The organism is Methyloceanibacter marginalis, assembly GCF_001723295.1.
GTDB lineage: Bacteria > Pseudomonadota > Alphaproteobacteria > Rhizobiales > Methyloligellaceae > Methyloceanibacter > Methyloceanibacter marginalis.
On sequence record NZ_LPWD01000187.1, the window covers coordinates 1 to 17,674 of the forward strand.

At 64.1% G+C, this 17,674-nt stretch carries 20 protein-coding genes and 3 pseudogenes; 16 read left to right on the forward strand and 7 right to left on the reverse strand.

The features are described from left to right. Positions 1–135: 135 nt before the first annotated feature. A pseudogene (locus AUC71_RS07760) lies at positions 136–1,339 on the forward strand (ABC transporter permease). A 9-nt stretch (positions 1,340–1,348) separates the two neighbouring features. On the opposite strand, the gene AUC71_RS20225 reads toward AUC71_RS07760, so the two are convergent. The 4 genes and pseudogenes from AUC71_RS20225 to AUC71_RS07775 all read right to left on the reverse strand — a co-directional run bounded on the left by AUC71_RS20225 (position 1,349) and on the right by AUC71_RS07775 (position 3,277). Beyond that, positions 1,349–1,510 (reverse strand): SpoIIAA family protein, encoded by a 162-nt coding sequence (locus AUC71_RS20225; protein ID WP_204376669.1) that lies wholly within the window; start codon positions 1,508–1,510, stop codon positions 1,349–1,351. 98 nt (positions 1,511–1,608) lie between these two features. Further along, positions 1,609–1,755 (reverse strand): annotated as a pseudogene (locus AUC71_RS22640) (hypothetical protein); the annotation flags it as partial. After that, positions 1,734–2,021: a hypothetical protein gene (locus AUC71_RS07770; protein ID WP_141701537.1), complete on the reverse strand. Its 288-nt coding sequence runs from the start codon at positions 2,019–2,021 to the stop codon at positions 1,734–1,736. The pseudogene AUC71_RS22640 and the gene AUC71_RS07770, both read right to left, overlap by 22 nt. Positions 2,022–2,110: 89 nt before the next feature. Continuing rightward, positions 2,111–3,277 (reverse strand): cation:proton antiporter, encoded by a 1,167-nt coding sequence (locus tag AUC71_RS07775; RefSeq protein WP_342021817.1) that lies wholly within the window; start codon positions 3,275–3,277, stop codon positions 2,111–2,113. A gap of 251 nt (positions 3,278–3,528) precedes the next feature. On the opposite strand from AUC71_RS07775, the gene modC reads away from it, so the two are divergent. The 7 genes and pseudogenes from modC (at position 3,529) to AUC71_RS21930 (ending at position 9,945) form a co-directional block, all read left to right on the forward strand. Beyond that, positions 3,529–4,623, forward strand: coding sequence for a molybdenum ABC transporter ATP-binding protein (modC, locus tag AUC71_RS07780; RefSeq protein ID WP_069623811.1), 1,095 nt, complete (start codon positions 3,529–3,531; stop codon positions 4,621–4,623). A gap of 14 nt (positions 4,624–4,637) precedes the next feature. Then, the gene (gene ppa / locus AUC71_RS07785; protein WP_069623812.1) at positions 4,638–5,171 is read left to right on the forward strand and encodes an inorganic diphosphatase; all 534 of its coding nucleotides are present in this window, start codon (positions 4,638–4,640) and stop codon (positions 5,169–5,171) included. A 271-nt stretch (positions 5,172–5,442) separates the two neighbouring features. Next, the gene (locus tag AUC71_RS22645) at positions 5,443–5,541 is read left to right on the forward strand and encodes a hypothetical protein (protein ID WP_425283367.1); all 99 of its coding nucleotides are present in this window, start codon (positions 5,443–5,445) and stop codon (positions 5,539–5,541) included. A 98-nt stretch (positions 5,542–5,639) separates the two neighbouring features. Beyond that, positions 5,640–6,893, forward strand: coding sequence for a GGDEF domain-containing protein (locus tag AUC71_RS07795; protein WP_069623814.1), 1,254 nt, complete (start codon positions 5,640–5,642; stop codon positions 6,891–6,893). 105 nt (positions 6,894–6,998) lie between these two features. Continuing rightward, positions 6,999–8,240, forward strand: coding sequence for a GGDEF domain-containing protein (locus AUC71_RS07800; RefSeq protein ID WP_158007751.1), 1,242 nt, complete (start codon positions 6,999–7,001; stop codon positions 8,238–8,240). Positions 8,241–8,419: 179 nt separating this feature from the next. Then, a pseudogene (locus AUC71_RS21925) lies at positions 8,420–9,325 on the forward strand (CYTH and CHAD domain-containing protein); the annotation flags it as partial. Beyond that, entirely contained in the window at positions 9,289–9,945 is a 657-nt protein-coding gene (locus AUC71_RS21930; protein WP_083238188.1) for a CHAD domain-containing protein, read from the forward strand. The pseudogene AUC71_RS21925 and the gene AUC71_RS21930, both read left to right, overlap by 37 nt. A gap of 9 nt (positions 9,946–9,954) precedes the next feature. Here the strand turns inward: AUC71_RS21930 and AUC71_RS07810 are convergent, their stop codons facing one another. Then, on the reverse strand, positions 9,955–10,326 hold the full coding sequence (locus tag AUC71_RS07810) for an HPF/RaiA family ribosome-associated protein (RefSeq protein ID WP_069623823.1): 372 nt from the start codon (positions 10,324–10,326) through the stop codon (positions 9,955–9,957). A 167-nt stretch (positions 10,327–10,493) separates the two neighbouring features. On the opposite strand from AUC71_RS07810, the gene AUC71_RS07815 reads away from it, so the two are divergent. Continuing rightward, entirely contained in the window at positions 10,494–11,312 is an 819-nt protein-coding gene (locus AUC71_RS07815; protein ID WP_141701539.1) for a hypothetical protein, read from the forward strand. A 38-nt stretch (positions 11,313–11,350) separates the two neighbouring features. Here AUC71_RS07815 and AUC71_RS07820 read toward each other — a convergent pair whose 3' ends face one another. Continuing rightward, the gene (locus tag AUC71_RS07820; RefSeq protein WP_069623824.1) at positions 11,351–11,620 is read right to left on the reverse strand and encodes an ElaB/YgaM/YqjD family protein; all 270 of its coding nucleotides are present in this window, start codon (positions 11,618–11,620) and stop codon (positions 11,351–11,353) included. Positions 11,621–11,762: 142 nt separating this feature from the next. Here AUC71_RS07820 and AUC71_RS22270 point away from each other — a divergent pair, with 142 nt between their 5' ends. The 7 genes from AUC71_RS22270 to AUC71_RS07850 all read left to right on the forward strand — a co-directional run bounded on the left by AUC71_RS22270 (position 11,763) and on the right by AUC71_RS07850 (position 16,004). Continuing rightward, on the forward strand, positions 11,763–12,326 hold the full coding sequence (locus AUC71_RS22270) for a DUF4118 domain-containing protein (protein WP_342021818.1): 564 nt from the start codon (positions 11,763–11,765) through the stop codon (positions 12,324–12,326). After that, positions 12,320–13,276: a PAS domain-containing sensor histidine kinase gene (locus AUC71_RS07825; protein ID WP_342021819.1), complete on the forward strand. Its 957-nt coding sequence runs from the start codon at positions 12,320–12,322 to the stop codon at positions 13,274–13,276. The genes AUC71_RS22270 and AUC71_RS07825 overlap by 7 nt, the downstream gene beginning before the upstream one ends. Further along, on the forward strand, positions 13,276–13,902 hold the full coding sequence (gene fixJ / locus AUC71_RS07830; protein WP_069623817.1) for a response regulator FixJ: 627 nt from the start codon (positions 13,276–13,278) through the stop codon (positions 13,900–13,902). The genes AUC71_RS07825 and fixJ overlap by 1 nt, the downstream gene beginning before the upstream one ends. A gap of 101 nt (positions 13,903–14,003) precedes the next feature. Further along, entirely contained in the window at positions 14,004–14,426 is a 423-nt protein-coding gene (locus tag AUC71_RS07835; protein WP_069623818.1) for a hypothetical protein, read from the forward strand. A gap of 113 nt (positions 14,427–14,539) precedes the next feature. After that, positions 14,540–15,217: a helix-turn-helix domain-containing protein gene (locus tag AUC71_RS07840; RefSeq protein WP_069623819.1), complete on the forward strand. Its 678-nt coding sequence runs from the start codon at positions 14,540–14,542 to the stop codon at positions 15,215–15,217. After that, positions 15,214–15,567: a c-type cytochrome gene (locus AUC71_RS07845; protein ID WP_069623820.1), complete on the forward strand. Its 354-nt coding sequence runs from the start codon at positions 15,214–15,216 to the stop codon at positions 15,565–15,567. The genes AUC71_RS07840 and AUC71_RS07845 overlap by 4 nt, the downstream gene beginning before the upstream one ends. After that, positions 15,567–16,004, forward strand: coding sequence for a host attachment protein (locus tag AUC71_RS07850; protein WP_069623821.1), 438 nt, complete (start codon positions 15,567–15,569; stop codon positions 16,002–16,004). The genes AUC71_RS07845 and AUC71_RS07850 overlap by 1 nt, the downstream gene beginning before the upstream one ends. A gap of 34 nt (positions 16,005–16,038) precedes the next feature. Here AUC71_RS07850 and AUC71_RS07855 read toward each other — a convergent pair. Then, on the reverse strand, positions 16,039–17,674 hold a 1,636-nt coding region (locus AUC71_RS07855; protein WP_204376670.1), incomplete at its 5' end, for a bifunctional acetate--CoA ligase family protein/GNAT family N-acetyltransferase.

Genomic DNA, 17,674 nt, shown 5'->3' on the forward strand with positions numbered 1-17,674 from the left:
CGGGCTCAATCGTGAGCAGGGGATCACCATCCTCATGGTCACCCATGAGCCGGAGATGGTCGAATATGCCGGCCGCGTCGTGCATTTCCTTGACGGGCGCATCGCAAGCGACAGCCGTGCGCAGGAGGCGGCCTGATGTTCTACGAGACCCTGAACTCGCGGTGCAGGCCGTCCGGCGCAACGCCTTACGCTCTTTTCTGACGCTGCTTGGCATCGTCATCGGTGTCTGCGCCGTGATCGCCATGGTCACGATCGGCAACGGCACCACCGAGAAGGTCAAGGAGGAGATGGCCAAGCTTGGTTCGAATGTGCTGTTCATCCGCCCTGGGCAATGGGGCCCCGGCCGCGCGAGTGCTACGGCCAAGCCGTTCGATGCCCGCGACATCGCCGAGCTGCGCGAGCAATTGCGTGGCGTGAAGGCGGTGGCGCCCATGGCCCAGCAATCGACGACGATCGTTTTCGGCAACGAAAGCCGCAGCGTCGGTACGATCGGCACGGACGCGGACTACGTCATCACGCAGGATTGGGAGCTCGCGGAAGCCGCAATTTCCTGGACAGCGAGACGCGAAGCGGTCGCGCCGTGTGCATTGTCGGCGAGACGGTGCATGAGAAGCTATTCGGATCAGTGGACGCGATCGGCAAGCGGCTTCGGGTCAGCAATGTCTCCTGCGAAGTGATCGGCGTACTCACCTCCAAGGGTGAGTCGGGGTTTGGCAGCGATCGCGACGACGTCGTGCTCATGCCGCTGCGCACCTATCACCGGCGTATCGCGGGCAATACCGATATCAACACCATCAATGTTTCGGCCCTGGACGGCGTCGACACGTCGAAAGTGCAGGCCGATATCGAACGGCTCTTGCGCGAGCGGCGGGGCATTACCGGAGGCGAGGAGGACGATTTCCGTGTTGCCGACATGAAGCAGATCGCCGACACCCAAACGGCGACCACGGGCGTCCTCACGGCGCTTCTCGGCGCCGTGGCCGGGGTCAGCCTGCTCGTCGGCGGCATCGGCATCATGAATATCATGCTGGTGTCGGTGACCGAGCGTACGCGCGAGATCGGCATTCGCCTGGCCATCGGCGCGCAGGAAAGCCAAGTGCTGATGCAGTTCCTCGTGGAGGCGGTGGTGCTGTCGTTGATCGGCGGCACGGTCGGCGTCTTCTTGGGGCTGGCCCTTGCGGGCGCGGCCTCCGCCGGCATGGACATCCCCTTCGTGCTCGACCCGAGCATCGTGGTGGTCGCCTTCGCCTTCTCGGCGTTGATCGGAATCGTGTTTGGCTATTTCCCGGGCGCGCGAGCCGCGCAGCTCAACCCCATTGACGCGCTGAGGCACGAATAGGCCTTGCCCTTATGCGGCCTGCGTGATCCAGAGCCGTGCTTTGGCGGCCTCGGCGTGCGGATAGATGCGGATGGTGCCCGGCAGGAAGACGCTGAACAGGCGCGTGGCGACGCCGATCCATTCGACATCGGTGATGACCGCGATGCGCTCCCACCGGGAGAAGTGCTCCATGCCGACCTTGAAGTCCTCCCAGGCCGCGCCCGCCTCGTAGCCGTCGAGTCCGGGCCGAGCTCGTAGAGAATGCGGACCTTGTCGTGCGTCTTCAAGGTCTTCTCTATGGCGGGAATCAGGATCTCATCATAGTCCTTCTTGGTCACCTCGCCTTGGGCTCTCATCGCCACGACATTGTCGGGAAAGCCTCTGAGCAGCTCGATCATGGGCGCGGTTAGCTCCTCTACTCGGCCTTGGCCGCGCATTTGTTTTCAGACTCATTCCAAGCGCAACCGAAAGAGCTTGTGTTGCAGGTGGACTCGCCGCCATGCACCGCGCAGCGATCCTCGTCGGGCCGCGGGCCCGGGAGACATCCCTTGTTGTTGGCCGCATCGTACCAGCAGCTCGGTTCGGCGACGCACTGGGCCGAGTCGCGGATGGCCTGGCAGCGCACCTCCTCGGCCTGGACGGCTGCTGAGCCAAAGCTGAGGGCGGCGATTGCGAGAGAAAATGCGGCAAATACCGAACGCATGAGGCTTCCTCTTGGGTTCATTACGGGTGTGGCTGGGGCTCCGTTCTAGCCGAACCGGACCCGGTGTGAATAGTCCGCAAGGGCCGCAATCAGGCCGTGTCCTTTCGCGCCGCCGGATGGGCGAAGCGCCGGACCACGGCCGGCAAGGTCAGGCCCTGCACGATCAGCGTGAACAGCACCACCGCATAGGTCGCGGCCAGGATCTGCAACCGTTCGTCGACGAGAGGGATCGACAGCGCCAGCGCCACCGAGATACCGCCCCGCACGCCACCCCAAGTCAGAATAGGCACGGTGCCGGTCACGAAGCGTTGTCTGGCGCTGACGAATGCCATCGGCAACGCGACCGAGAACAGACGCGCAATGAACACGATGGGGATTGCGGCGATCGCCAGTGGCAGCACGGAGACATCGAAGCGCAGCACGATCACTTCGAGCCCGATCAAGAGGAACAGAACGGAGTTCAGGATCTCGTCGATCAGGCTCCAGAAGTCGAACAGGTAACGTTGCGTATCCTGGCTCATCGCGAATTGCTTGCCGCGATTGCCGATCAGCACCCCGGAGACGACAACGGCGATCGGACCGCTGAGATGGAGCGATTGCGCCACGGCGTAAGTTCCTGTGACGAGTCCGAGCGAGATCAACACCTCGATCGGATAATCGTCGATGCCGCGCATGGCGAGATAGGCTAGATAGCCCGTGACGAAGCCGAGCGCCGCGCCACCCAGCGCCTCGACGAAGAACAGCCGCGCGATATGGACGAAATCGATGCCCGAATCGCCCGAGGTGCCCATGGCGGCGGCAAGCAGGATGGTGAACAGCACCACGCCGACGCCGTCATTGAACAAGGACTCGCCGGCCATGTCCATTTCCAGCGTCTTGGCGACGCGCGCCTGCTTCAGCACCGCAAGCACGGCGATGGGGTCTGTCGGACTGATCAGCGCACCGAAGACCAGCGCCCAGGCAAACGAGATGGGCAAGGAGAACAGTTGGCCGGCGCCCCAGAACATGACGCCAACCAGGATGGTGGAGATGACCACCCCCAGCGTCGCCATGGCGCCCACCGTCCAGGCCCGGTCTCGCAACAGCGACAAGTCGATCTGAAGCGCGCCGGCGAACAACAGGAAAGCGAGCATGCCGTCGAGCAATGTCTCGGAGAAATTGATCTTCTCGATGAAGCCCTCGATCTGGCCGAACAGGGCGACCTCCGGGATGGAGATCTCGAGGAGGACCAGCACGATCGAGGCGGCGAGCCCCATGACCAGCAGCCCGACATTGTTCGCAGCCGCAAGTACCGGTGATTGGCCCAGGCGAAGACGGCGGTCAGCGTGAGCAAGCCGGCGATAATGTCGAAAATGGACAGCACAGGGTGCGCTCCAAAGGATCGGTGTCCGAGGCGGGAGCTTATGCGGGCTGCCGGTCCCTCGGAAGGCCGCGCCTACGACTTTCGGCTCCTGGACGGCTGGCGGGCTTCGGGTTAAGCGAGGTCGATGACCGGCACGGCCCTTTCATGATCGGCGTCGATGTGGCGCTCAAGCTCGGCGCCTTCGATCTCGATGTCGCGTTCGAGAACGAGGCGGGCATCACCTGCCTGTTCGGCCGTTCGGGCGCCGGCAAGACCATGACCATCAACCTGATTGCCGGGCTCGCCCGCCCGGACCGCGGGCGGATCGTGCTCGATGGCCGGACCTTGGTGGACACCGAGACCGGCGTTTTCGTGCCACCCCATCGCCGGCGGATCGGCCTCGTGTTTCAGGACGCCCGGCTGTTTCCGCACCTCACGGTGAAGCAGAACCTCGTCTACGGTCGGTGGTTCGCCGGAGAGGCCGCGGGCCGCGTGGCCTTCGATCCGGTCGTCGAGACGCTCGGCATCGGCCACCTGCTCGGGCGGAAGCCCGCTCTTCTTTCCGGCGGCGAGAAGCAGCGGGTGGCCATCGGGCGCGCGCTCCTGACCTCGCCCGCGCTCCTGCTCATGGACGAGCCGCTCGCCTCGCTCGACATCGAACGGAAGCTGGAAATTCTGCCCCTGATCGAATCCTTGCGCGATGCTTTTGGCATTCCTATCGTCTACGTCTCCCACGCCGTCGAGGAGGTCACGCGGCTCGCCGCGCGGGTCGTGGTGCTGGAAAACGGCCGCGTCGCCGCAATCGGTCCGGTGGAGGAAGCCCTGGGCCCCGCATTGAGGGCGGCGGGCCTCAGCCGCTTCGCGCGCGCCTCGGTGGTGACCGGCACGCTGTCGGCCATCGACGAGAATTACGGGCTCACGGAAATTTCCCATCCTGCCGGCAAGATCTGGCTGGTCGGCCGGGCCGGAACGCCGGGACAAGAGGTGCGCATCGTGGTCAAATCGACTGACATTGCCCTGGCACGCGGACCCGGCCGCGATACCAGCATCCGCAATACGCTCTCCGGTACCGTGGGCGGGCTCGAGACCGACGACGGGCCGCTCACGGGTGTTGCCATTGACCTCGACGGCCACGGCCATCTTTTTGCCCTCGCCACGCGCAAAGCCATCGACGAGCTTGGACTTGCTCCCGGCGAGCGGGTATTCGCCTTGATCAAGACCGCTGCGCTGGACGAACGCGCCGTCGCCGCGGAGCTTTAGGAGATCGGATTTTCATGAGCCTGCTCAATATTCCCGTCGGCGCCAATCCGCCGCACGAAGTCAACGTCATCATCGAGATCCCGCAAGGCGGGTCGCCGGTGAAATATGAAATGGACAAGAAGTCCGGCGCGCTGTTCGTCGACCGTTTCTTGCACACCTCCATGTTCTATCCGGCGAATTACGGCTTCATCCCGCATACGCTTTCGGAGGACGGCGACCCGGTGGACTGCATGGTGATTGCTCCGACGCCGGTAGCCTCGGGCGTGGTCATCCGCGCGCGTCCCATAGGCGCGCTGCTTATGGAGGACGAGAAGGCATCGACGAGAAAGTCATCGCCGTACCCATCGACGAACTGCACCCCTTCTATAAGCGCGTCACGAGCTACCGCGACCTCCCCGAGAATCTTGGTGGAGCAGATTGGCCACTTCTTCGAGCACTACAAGGACCTGGAGCAGGGGAAGTGGGTGAAGGTCGTGCGCTGGGCGGAGCACGCCGAGGCGGCCGACCTCATCCGCGCCGGGATCGAGCGCGCCGAAAAAGGCGCCTAGCGCAAAGCCCATACCGTCTTGATTTGCCTCAAGGTCGCGAAGGTCCCCCCGCGCTTACCTCGCGAAGAGGCTGCGTATGCAAGCGCGCCCAATCGGGCAGGGGGAAAATCATGAAGGGTTTCAAGCACGAGCTGTCAGGCTTCCATGAGACGTTGCTCATGGACGACATGATGCAAGTCACCGGCGTCGATCTGCTGGAGGCCGTCGACGTGGACGGCGGTCAGTCTTATGTCAGGCGCGGGCGAATTGCGTCGGCTGCGGCTGCAAGTCCTTGTGCCGCGATTGGCTCGCCAAGAATAGCGAGGGGCAGCCGCAAGAGTTTTGCCCGAATACCAAATTCTTCGAGGCGGTAAAGACTGGCAGCTGCTGACGCTCTGACAAATATCTGCTAAGGCTGCCGAGATTCGGGGCGGCATGAGTTTGCTTTGAGGGCCCCTCGGTTACCCTTGCACCGAGCTCGATCCCGCCATGCTTCTCGACATGAAGACAGTGTCGGCCGTGGACATCACGATGACCACGGTCCTTGGCTTGGTGCTGTTGCATACCTGGTTGAGGGAGCGCGACGCGCGCCTTGTGGGCTGGTGGGCGCTGATCATGTTTGTGCAGGCCGGCGGCCTCGTCGTCGTCTCGGCGGGGGCGCTTGCAAACGCGCCGGACCTTATTACCGCCGGGCTCGCGGTGATGCTGCTGTCCGACAACGTGAAATGGACCGCATCGCGGGACTTTGCGGACCGGCCGACGCCCGCGGTCTGGGCGCTCGCTGGCCCGCTCGTGTTTCTGCTCACCGCCTTTTCCGGTATGCTTGACGAGCTTCGTGATCGTTTCGTGCTCTTCAGCATGCTCACGGCCTTCGTCAATCTCGGCGCCGCCTTCGAGCTCGCGAGAGCCAAGGGGGAGAGACTCATCTCCTACTGGCCGGCGGTTGTCCTGTTGTGCGGTACGGCGATCGCCGTCCTCCTTATTGTTCCGCTTGCACTGTCGGGCAAGGTGCCGTTCCACCTTCCGAGCGAAGCCTATGGCGAGGGGTGGTTCTCGAACATCTCGGTCGGCATGATAGTCATGCGGATTGCTCTGGCCTTTGTTGTGCTGGCAATGGAAAAGCAGCAACAGGAGATGAAGCAACGCCTGATCGCTACGACGGACTCGCTTACGGGGCTCCCAAACCGGCGGGCGTTCTATGAACGGATCGAGAAGCTCGAGCGCGAGCGTTTGGCGGGCGATGCCCAGATCTCGGTTCTTTTCTTCGATCTCGACCGCTTCAAGGAGATCAACGACACCTTCGGGCACGAGATCGGAGATTGTGTCCTCACAAGCTTTGCGGACACGGCAAGAGACAAGCTCAAGGCCGGAGATTCGGTGGTCCGCATCGGCGGCGAAGAGTTCGCGGCGCTCCTCGTCGGGGTCGGCCCGGCCTCGGCGGTGGCCTTGGCGGAGGACATTAGACGCGCATTCGCCGTGGAAGCGGAACGATGCAAGGGGCTGCCGGTCGGCGCCACGGTGAGCGTCGGTGTTGCCAGCAGCACGCGATCGGGCGAGGGGGCCGGCGATATCAGCGCCTTATTGCGCCAGGCGGACGCCGCGCTCTATGCGGCCAAGCGGGCCGGGCGCAACCGGGTCGAGCTCATGGCTTCCGAGGGTGACGAGTCCGTCAAGCCCAAGGGGGCGAAAAGCGTTCGCAAGTCGAAAACGCGCTTGGCGGCCACCCGCAGCGGTATTCGCTAAAATTTTCTGGAAAATTTAGCGGCGCCATAAAGCCTGTCGTCAGGCCCTTTCGGCTAGGTTGCGGCAAGTCAAGATCCCGCCAAGCGAGAGACTATGCACCTCGACATGTCGACGATTTCGATCGTGGCGATCGCGATCACCGCGGTCCTTGGTCTTGTGCTCATCTTCAATTGGGCGCGCCAAGGCGGAGCGTCCTTCGTCGGCATGTGGGGCTTGGCCATGCTCCTCATCAGTGTCGGGATCGTGATGGCCAACGTCTCACGAGGCGGCTTCCTGGACGCCTTTGTGCTGGGCCAGGCCGTGATGATCCTAGGGGCCGGCGTGAAGTGGCGGGCCTGCCGCGAATTCTCGCAGCGCGACTCGAGCCTTCTCTACATCTTCGTGGGGCCGGTCATCTTGCTCCTGGCGGCCGGCACGGGCCTTGTCGAGACGTTTAACGACAGGCTGATGCTGGTCTGCGTGCTGACCGCGGCCTACAACTTCGCGGCCGCCACCGAGCTTGCCTACGACCACGGTGAGCAATTGCCTTCGCGCTGGCTCGCGATCCTGCTTCTCGCGCTGACCAGCGCGAGCTTCCTGTCTTGGCTCCCGTTGATCGTGATCAAGCCGATCCCGGAGCTCGGCACGGTGTTCTACAGCAGCTGGTTCCCGATCGTTATCCTCATCACCTTGCTTCTCCGGACCGCCTTGGCCTTTGTCGTGCTGGCCATGGCAAAAGAGCGGCAAGAGCAGGAGCAGCGTGTCGATGCCCTGACCGACAGCCTCACGGGGTTGCCCAACCGGCGTGCGTTGTTCGAGGTGGCCGATGCCGTCGCCCAACGCCGTATCCTGGGCGGCACCCCGGTCTCGGTGCTGATCCTCGACCTCGATCACTTCAAGGACACCAACGATTCCTATGGCCACAGTCTCGGCGATGAGGTGCTCAAGGTCTTCGCCATGACCGCGGAGAAGAATCTCAAGGTCAACAGCATCGTCGGGCGTTTGGGGGGCGAGGAGTTCGCCGCCATTCTTCCCGGCGTCGAGGCAGCCGCCGCCGTGGAGGCCGCGGAGCGCGTGCGCCGGGCCTTTTCCCGCTCGGCCGCGTTCGTCAACGGTCTGGCTATCGGGGCGACCGTCAGCGTGGGCGTCGCCACCGACACGGAGGTGGATGCGGATCTCTCGAACCTGTTTCGGCGGGCCGACGCGGCGCTTTATATCGCCAAGCGGGCAGGCCGTAATCAGGTCGCTTTCCTCGAATCGGACGAGGACATGGTCGTCGCCGCGCAGTGCACGGCGATCCGCACCTCGCCTTCCCGCTTGCGGCCAGCCGTCGCCGCGGTGCGGCCCGATCGGGCGCGCTCGGCCTGACCGTATCGGCTGTCACACTTCCCCCTTAGAACCTGCGTTGCGCGCGCCGCATCCCAACTGGGACAGCGGGGTTGATTGTGACAGTCAGATGTAGGTTTTTCCCCTCCAGCAACCAGGGTACCTCCGGCGGCACGCGAGTGGGCGGGCGAAGCCGGCTCGCATTCATCGGGAGTTGGAGTGTGGCAGCGGGAAAGCCGGAGCACGAGGCAACGGAGATTGAGCTCAAGCTCACGTTCGATCCGGCCGATCATGGTCTGATCGCGGCGCACCCCATCCTGGATGCGGCGGGCGCACCGAACGTCCGCGAGTTGATCTCAACCTATTACGACACTGGCGAAGATGCGTTGCGCGAAGCGGGCGTGTTCTTGCGGGTGCGAGCCACCGGCGACGGCTACGTACAGACCATCAAGACCGCGCGTGGGACGGGCGAGTTCCTGGAGCGGGACGAATGGGAGTGCTCACTGCGCACGCATGCGCTGGACCTTGACGCCGCCGCGGGCACCGCGCTCGAGCCGCTTCTCACCGCCGAGCTGCGTGCCGCACTGTCCCCCCGCTTTCACACACGGTTTCGGCGTAAGGCGTACCAGCTGGCCCATGAGGGTGCGGAAATCGAACTGGCGGTGGACGAGGGCGAGATCACCGCTGGCATCAAGGCGGCGCCGATCTGCGAGCTGGAACTCGAGCTCAAGTCAGGCGACAGGCGCGCGCTGTTCTCGCTGGCCAAGGCTCTCGCCGAGACCGTGCCCCTCACGCTCGGCGTCAAGACCAAGGCGGAGCGCGGCTTCGAGCTTCTCGACGACGGCGACCAGGCGTTCGAGAAGGCACAGGCTGTCATAGTCACGCCCGAGATGAGCTGCGCGCAAGCCTTCCGTACCGTCGCGCGCAACTGTCTGCGCCAGATCATCGTCAACGCGCCGGCCATGGGTGACGGCCGGCCCGAGGCGCTGCATCAGATGCGCGTCGGCTTGCGGCGCTTGCGGGCGGCCATCGCACTGTTCGGCGACGTGGTGGCCGACCGGGACCGCGAGGCCGTCACCGAGTCCTTGAAATGGATTGGCGGCGAACTCGGACCGGCGCGCGACCTCGACGTTTTCGCGCCGACATCTTGGAGCCACGGCGCGCGGCGCATCCGGACGATCCCGATCTGGAAGCGGTCTACCGCGACCTCATGGAGCGCCGTGCCGAGGCTTATGCCCGCGCCTTCGAGGCGGGCAGCTCCGCGCGCTTCCGCGGTGCCTTGCTCGATCTTGGCGCTTGGATCGAGATCGGCGGCTGGGAGGGCAACGCCCAAGCCAAGGACCCGGTCACCGGTTATGCCGCGAAAAAGCTCTCGAAGCTGCGGCGCACGATCAAGAAAAAAGGCAAGGACTTGCGCGACCTGAGCGCGGCCGAGCGGCACAGACTGCGCATCCGCGCCAAGCGCTTGCGCTATGCCACCGAGTTCTTCGCCGCCACCTTCACGGGCAAGAAGAGCGCCAAGCGGCAGAAGAAGTCGCTCGGCGCGCTCCAGTCTCTTCAGGATGCGCTTGGGACGCTCAACGACATTGCTACCCGGCGCGTGCTTCTGGCCAAGGACGGCGAGGAGTCAATGGATGCGCGCCTCGCCGCGCCCGACACCGGCCCGGACGATGAACAAAAATGGATCGACGAGGCCGAGCGTGCCTATGAACACTTCACCGACGTCAAAGCCTTCTGGAAGACCTGAGGCGGACGCTTACTCCGCGAGCGAGGCGGCGCCGCCCCGGGTTGAAGTCTTCACATCGCCGCGCAACTTGCTCGTATAGTCCTCGAGACGCCGCACTGCGGCGTTGAAGGCATCGCGCACGGCCACGTAGACGTCCTCGTGCGAATGGTCGAGCGGTTTGGCCCGGTCCACGACCAAGTCCTTGCCCGGCACGCTGATATCGATATGCACGCTGTAAAGCTTGCCCTTGTGATGATGCCGATGCGGAGCTTCCACCACGACCGTGCAACCGATGATGCGGTCATGGAAGCGCTCGAGCTTCGCCGCTTTTTCGCGGATGCGCGCCTCGACGGCGGGCGAGGGGTCCATGTTGCGGAAGTTGACTTCCAAGGGGATTTCCATAAGCGCCTCTTTCTTACTTACCGTCTTCAAAAACGCCTGAGACATCTGGGATATATTGTGCGCCAGAATGCGGAGAAAAGGCGACAGCGTTCTTTGAGGTGCGTCAACGCGTTTTGACCCGCATGGGGCGAAGGTGCGGAGACGCCCGGACCCGTGGGAGAGAACCCGTGAAACCTGTGAGACTGCTGCTTCCGATCGACTCGGCCGGCACCAGCGCCGCGTGCGCCGCGGCGGCCTTCGGGCTCGCCAAGCGCTTCGGTTGCGCGCTCGAAGTGCTGCATCCCTGTCCGCCCCCGGCCCAGCGGCTGCCTTATGCGACCGAGCTGAGCCCCGTCTATTTCGGCCAGCTGGAGGATGTCGCCAGGAAGCAGGTCGATGAGGAAGAACGCCTGGCCACGGATTGGTTCGAGGAAGCGCTCGGCGCTCATCCTGACGTCAAGGCGGACCTCCTCACCGTCGAAGGCTTGGTCGGCCCCGCCGTCGCTCAGCGCGCCAAGGTCTCCGATCTCACCGTATTGCCCAGCATCGCCGCCAGAGAGGACGGGATGTTCGAGCCGGCGCGCGATGCGGCCTTGTTCCACTCGGGCCGTCCGGTTCTCGTCGTGCCGGACGAGGCCGGCACGACGATCGGCGAGACCGTGGTGATTGCGTGGAAGGACGCCCCCGAGGCCGTTCGGGCCATCGCCGCCGCGGCGCCGTTTCTCGAAGCCGCCAAGCGCGTCAGGCTGATCAGCATCGCCGAGGACGGCGAAGAGGAAGAGGATGATACCGCTTCCGCCATGACAGGCTATCTCGCGATGGCCGGCCTTCCCGTCGAGATGGAAACGGTCCCGCTGGGTGGGCGTGAGGTCGGCGACGCCTGCTCACGGCCGCCGGCAGCGGCGTTCTCCTCGTCATGGGCGGGTATGGGCACTGGCGGTGGCGCGAATGGATCTTCGGCGGCGCGACGCTCCATGTCCTGCGCAACACGGACGTCGCCGTGCTGATGATGCACTGAGCCGGCGGGTGCGCCGCGCAAATGGCTCTAGCGGCGGAGAAGGATCCCGAGCACGAAGCCGGCCCCGGCTGCGATGGCGAGCGACTTGAGAGGCTCGCGCCGCACGGCGTCCTCGAAGTTCGCCAAAGCCTCGCTCGCTTGGTCCTGGAGGGCTTCGGCCTGATGACTGGCGGTCGCGCCCGCCGCGCCCATCAAGCCGTCGATGTCCGACCGTAAATTCGCGAGACGCGCGGCGATCTCTTGCAGGTCTTCGCGCAAAGCCTTGTGGTCTGGCATTTCGGCGTCGGTCGTGGCCATGGTCTCCTCCGGTAGGACAAGCACTCTGCGCCAATGTCGCAGGATCGGGAAAGCTAACAATACAGAGCTAACAGAATTGCGATAGCCGGGCGCCCTGGAAATAGAGTGGGCGTGGCCCGGCACCGGAGGCTAGACTTTCGCCATGCACGCCCCCCTGACAAAAGTTCCGGACAGTCGGATCGAGCGCTTCCGCCGCGCGATGGCCGATCCGCACACGAGCGGCGTCCATTACGGGGTGGCGATCGCCGCGGTCGTCGTTTCGGCGCTCCTCGCCTGGGGCCTCTATCCCTGGCTCCAAGGCCGCGCCTCATTCCTGATCTTCATTCCCGGGGTGGTCGTCGCCGCGGGCTTTGGCGGTGTCGGCCCAGGGGTGCTTGCGACAACCATTTTCGCCGTCTTGGGGCTCTTTCTGACCGGCAAAGGCGATCTTCCTCCGACTGTGGCCCTGGAGACGGTCGTCTTCTCCACGGTCGGTCTCGGAATCTCGTGGCTGGGCGAACTGCTCCGCCGCACACGCATCCGCAGCAGACGTCAGGCAGAGGCTCTGCGCGCGCGGGAGGCGCATCTGCGGTCGGTGCTCGACACGGTGCCCGATGCGACCGTGGTCATCAGCGAGAAAGGTGGGATCCAGTCATTCACGCCGCAGCCGAACGGCTCTTCGGCCACCGGGAGGCCGCCGTCATCGGCAAGAATGTCTCTTTGCTGATGCCGTCTCCCTACCGCGAGGAGCATGACGCCTATATCTCTCGCTATCTGGCCACCGGTGAGAAGCGCATCATCGGCATCGATCGGGTCGTCACCGGGCTGCGCAAGGACGGCTCGACCTTTCCCATGAAGCTCGAAGTGGCCGAAGTGCAGTCCGGCGAGAGCCGATTCTTCACCGGCTTCATCAGTGACCTCACCGAGCGGCAGGAGACCGAACACCAATTGCAGGAACTCCAGACGGAGCTTGCGCGATTGTCGCGCCTCACCGCGATGGGTGAGATGGCTACGACCTCGCGCACGAGATCAACCAGCCCCTCTCGGCCATCTCCAACTACCTTCAGGGGTGCAGCAGGTTTGCTGGAAAAAGTCGATGGCGAGAACGTAGCCAAGGTTCGTGAGGCGCTCGGAGAAACCACCAAGCAGACGCTGCGTGCCGGTCAGATCATCCGGCAGCTCCGCGAGTTCGTTGCACGCGGCGAGGCCGAGAAGCGGCCCGAGAATCTCAGCAAGCTCATCGAAGAGGCGAGCGCGCTGGCGCTGGTGGGCGCGCAGGAGGAGGGCGTGAGGACGCTGTTCCGGTTCGCCAGCAACACCGATACGGTTCTGGTGGAAAAGATTCAGATTCAGCAGGTGCTGCTCAACCTCATACGCAATGCCATCGAGGCCATGCATGAGTGTGTTCGCAAGGAATTGCTGGTGACAACCGCCGCGGCGGATGGCGGCATGATCGAAATAAGTGTGGCCGATACCGGCCAGGGTCTGAGCGAAACGATTGGCGATCGGCTGTTTCAGCCGTTCGTAACCACCAAACCGTCGGGCATGGGCGTCGGTCTCTCGATCTCGAAGCGTATCATAGAGGCCCACGGCGGGAAGATGCGGGCCGAACCCAATCCGGGTGGCGGAACCGTGTTTCGCTTCACGTTGGAGCAGGCCGGACGCAACGAGGACTGATGGTCGAAAATCCTGTCGTGCATATCGTCGATGATGACGAGGCGGTACGCCAGTCGCTGGCTTTCATGCTGAGTTCGGCGGGGTTGGCGGTGCGCCTCTACGACTCCGCGAAGTCTTTCCTCGATGGGCTGGATGTCATCCAATGCGGCTGCCTCATCACCGACGTGCGCATGCCCGAGATGACCGGCATCGAGCTTTTGCACTGCCTTAAGGAGCGCGCGCCATGCCTGCCGGTGATCGTCATCACCGGCCACGGCGACGTGCCGCTCGCGGTGGAAGCGATGAAGGCGGGCGCTGTCGACTTCATCGAGAAGCCGTTCGATGAGCAGGCCATTCTCGATGCGGTCAAAGCGGCGCTCGAACGGACCGAGGGTGTCCCTGACGGCGACTTCGCTGTAGTCACCGCGCGGCTTCACAGTCTTTCGGAGCGCGAGCGCCAGGTCCTCGAGGGCCTGGTGGCGGGACAGCCCAACAAGGTCATCGCCGCCGCGCTTGGCATCAGCCCGCGCACCGTCGAGGTCTACCGCGCGAATCTCATGGCCAAGATGGAGGCGAAGACTCTGTCCGAGCTGATCCGCATGGCCATTCTCGCCCGTGTGCCCATCGCCGGCAGCACTCCGAGATGAAGCCGGGGCGAAGCGCCGCGTCGATTTGACCTGGCTCAAAGCGTCTCCCCGCAACCCGCATAGCTTGTCATCGCAAGGATGAGTTGAGGCAGGGCTGCGATATGCGTTTGAGGGAGATCGAAGTGGCGCAGGCCGAAACCATACTCATTGCCGTCAGCGATGGCGTTCTCGCGGACAGCCTGCGCTTCTCGCTGGAGCTGGAAGGCTACGAGACCCGGTTCTGCGACGAGCACTCGCTGCTTCCCGTCATGAGCGCGCCATGCGTGCGCGGCGCCTGCCTCGTGCTCGATCAGGATGTGTTCTCGCGCGTCGTGGATGGTGTGACGGGCGGGCTCTTCTCCGGAAACGGCATGCCTGTGATTCTGATGGTCTCGGAATCGACGCGGCGCGTGCTTGCCAACGCCCGGTCCGCAGGCGTCACCGAGGTCGTCGAGCAGCCGCTCATGGGCCCGACTTTGGTCCATACAATCCGTCAAGTGATTGGCAGGAACGGATGTTCCCGCGCGGCCTTGCGCCGGTCCTAGCCTTCCTCCCGACCTACGTAGTTTCCCTTAGGTGATCGGCACGAATTTTCGGTCGCCCCAACCAGGCGTACCCATGGTGTTGGGCAACTGATCTCCGGGAGGATCACTTCATCATGCTGACGCCGACCCCTATCGAACTTCAGAGATCGAACCAGCGGCCGTCCCCATTCGCATTTGCCGGCAGGGGTGAACCGGAGTCCCTTTATCCTTCGAGCGTGCCCATGAACTTCGCGCGCAACACCGAGATCTTCGCCGAAGGTGAAAAGGCGGGCTACGTTTATAAGCTCGTCTCCGGCGTGGTCCGCGTCTCCCAGCTTCTCCCCGACGGCCGCCGTCAGATCAGCGCCTTCCATCTCCCCGGCGACATGTTCGGCTTTGAGGTCGACGACGTGCATCATGCCTCCGCCGAGGCGATCGTCCCGGTCAAGGTGATCGCTTTCAAATGGCACAGCCTGTTGAGCGCGACCGCCTCGAGCGGCTTCGTCCATGAACTGCTCAACCGCGCGATGATCGGTCTGCGCCAGACGCAAGATCATCTGCTCCTTCTGGGCCGCAAGAACGCGCTCGAACGTCTTGCCGCCTTCCTTGTGGAAATGGCACGCCGCTCGCACGCCGACGGCATCCTCGAACTCGCCATGCCGCGCCATGACATCGCCGATTATCTCGGTCTGACGCTAGAGACCGTTTCGCGCATGTTCGCCGAGCTCAAGGAGGCGGGCGTTATCAAGCTTGAGTCCGCGCGCCGCGTGACCGTGCGCGACATGGCCAAGCTCGAGGCGTTGGCGGCTTGACGCGCGCGGTCTCCATGAAGGTCGTCCTCACAGCACTTGCGCTCGCACTCATTTCCCCAACTGTGAGTCTTGCCGGGCCGGTCACCAGCGCGCCCGATCCCGCATATGGCAAGGTCCTGGCGGAGCGCCTCTGTTCCAACTGTCATCTCGTCTCCAGCGCCCAGGAGCAAGTCAACGTCGACGTGCCGAGCTTTCATGAGATAGGCAACTTGCAAAGTCAGACGGAAGGCTCGATCATGGCCAAGATCGTGATGCCCAAGCATCCGATGCCGGTGATCCCCATCACCAAGTCCGAGTTGGAGGACTTGGCCGCCTATATCATGAGCTTGAAAGATCAAGAGACGGAGTGATGAAGAAGCCGAAGCTCTGGTACGCGATCGCCGATGGTGGGCGTGCCCGCTTCGTCGAGCGCGACGAGAACGGGGCCTTTCGCACCGTGGCCAGCTTCGTCTCCAAGGATCTCCATAGCCGCGCCCGCGATCTCGGCACCGACAGGCCCGGACGTGTAATGGAGAGCGCCACCACGGGGCGTTCCGCCATTGAGCCCCGTCAGGATCCGAAAGAGGCGGCCAAGGAGGACTTCGTCAGCCTGGTCGCCGAAGAGTTGTCGAGCGAGCACGAACGCGGCGCTTTCGACGAACTGATATTGGTGGCGCCGGCGGGCGTGCTCACCGAGCTGAAGCACAAGCTAGCCGGGCCCGTGTCGAAGCGCGTTGTCGGCGACCTTCAGAAAGACCTCACCAACGTGCCCGACCACGAGCTGACCCCGCATTTGGCGCCTGAGTAGGGCTAAGCGGCGTCCTGGATAGGGGCGGGGAGCTTCAGCCGCACCTTGCGCAAGGACAGATCTTCCGGGTCGGCGGAAACCTCGAAGCCCAGTGCCCGGCACATTTCGAGCATGCGCGTATTCTGCTCCAAGCGTCTCCAGTCAGTTCCTGTAGCCCCTCCCGCTCGGCGTAGCGGATCAGATTGCGCATCAGCATCCAGCCAAGGCCGGTTCCCTTCAGGTCGCTGCGCACGATGATGGCGTATTCGCCCTTCGTGTAGTCGGGATCGGCGGCGAGGCGCGCGATCCCATACAGTTCGGTCTCCTCCCTGTTGAGAGCCACGAAGGCCATGGCGCGCGCATAGTCGATCTGGGTGAAGCGTGCGACGAACTTGTGCGAGAATTCCTTGCGCGGCGCCAGGAACCGGAAGCGAATATCTTCCGGCGAAAGCCTGGCGACGAAATTGTCGTAGAGATGCTCGTCGGCGGGCTTGATCGGACGGATCAGGATGCGCTCGCCGTCTTCGGTCTCGGTCCACCGTTCCCATTGGTTCGGGTAGGGGCGGATCGCGAGCCGCGGATTGGGTCCGTCCATCTCCACCAAGTCCGGATCGATGCGGATACGGGCATCGAGCGCGATCACGCCCGTCTCGTCGGCAATCAGCGGGTTGATGTCGAGTTCCTTGACCGCCGGGCAGTCGACCACCAGTTGTGACAACTGCACCAGCGCCGAGGCGATGCCGGCAAGATCGGCGGGGGGCCGGTCGCGATAGCCTTTGAGCAATCGGCAAACGCGTGTCTGCTCCATGAGGTCGAGGGCGAGGGTGGTGTCGAGTGGCGGCAGCGCAACGGCCGTGTCGTTGATGATCTCGGTCGCCGTCCCGCCGGAGCCGAACAGGATCATGGGACCGAACAGCGGATCCTCGTAGACGCCCAAGAGCAGCTCATGCGCCTGTTTGCGCACGATCATCGGCTGCACGGTGAAGCCTTGGATGCGTGCCTGCGGACAGGTCTCCGCCGCCCGCGCCAGCATGCGCTCCGCCGCGTGACACGCCTCTTGCGGCGAGCGCAAGCCGAGGCGCACGCCGCCAATGTCCGATTTGTGCGAAATGTCGTCGGAGAGGATTTTCACCACCACCGACTCCGACTGCTTCAGAAGCGCATGGGCGATGTCCGCGACATCCTCGGGAGTAGTCGCGACGCGCGTGGCCACGGTGGGAATGCCGAACGCGGACAGCACGGCCTTCGACTCGGGCTCGGTCAGAAGCGTGCGCCCGGAGCGGACCGCCGTGCGCATGATGGCGCGGGCCGCCTCGTCGGCGATCGTGGTGGGACCCGTGCTCTTCGGCGGCGCGCGCATCAAGGATTCCTGGGCCTTGGTGTACTGCCACAAATAGAAGAAGCCTTGGATGGCGTCGTTCGGCGATTCGTAGGTGGGAATGCCGGCCGCGCGGAACTTCTGCCGCGCCTCGTGGGCGGCGTCCTGGCCGAGCCAATTGGTGAGGATCGGGGGCACCTTTCTCGGGTGTGGGGCTTGCGCGATGGCATCGAGCACCGCCTGCGCGGCGTCCGTCGAGGAGGCGAGCGCCGTGGGGCAGTTCATCACCAAGATGCCGTCGGCTTTGGCTCGGCGAGCACGGCGTCGAGCGTGGCCTTGTACCGTTCGGGGCCGGCGTCGCGATAATGTCGAT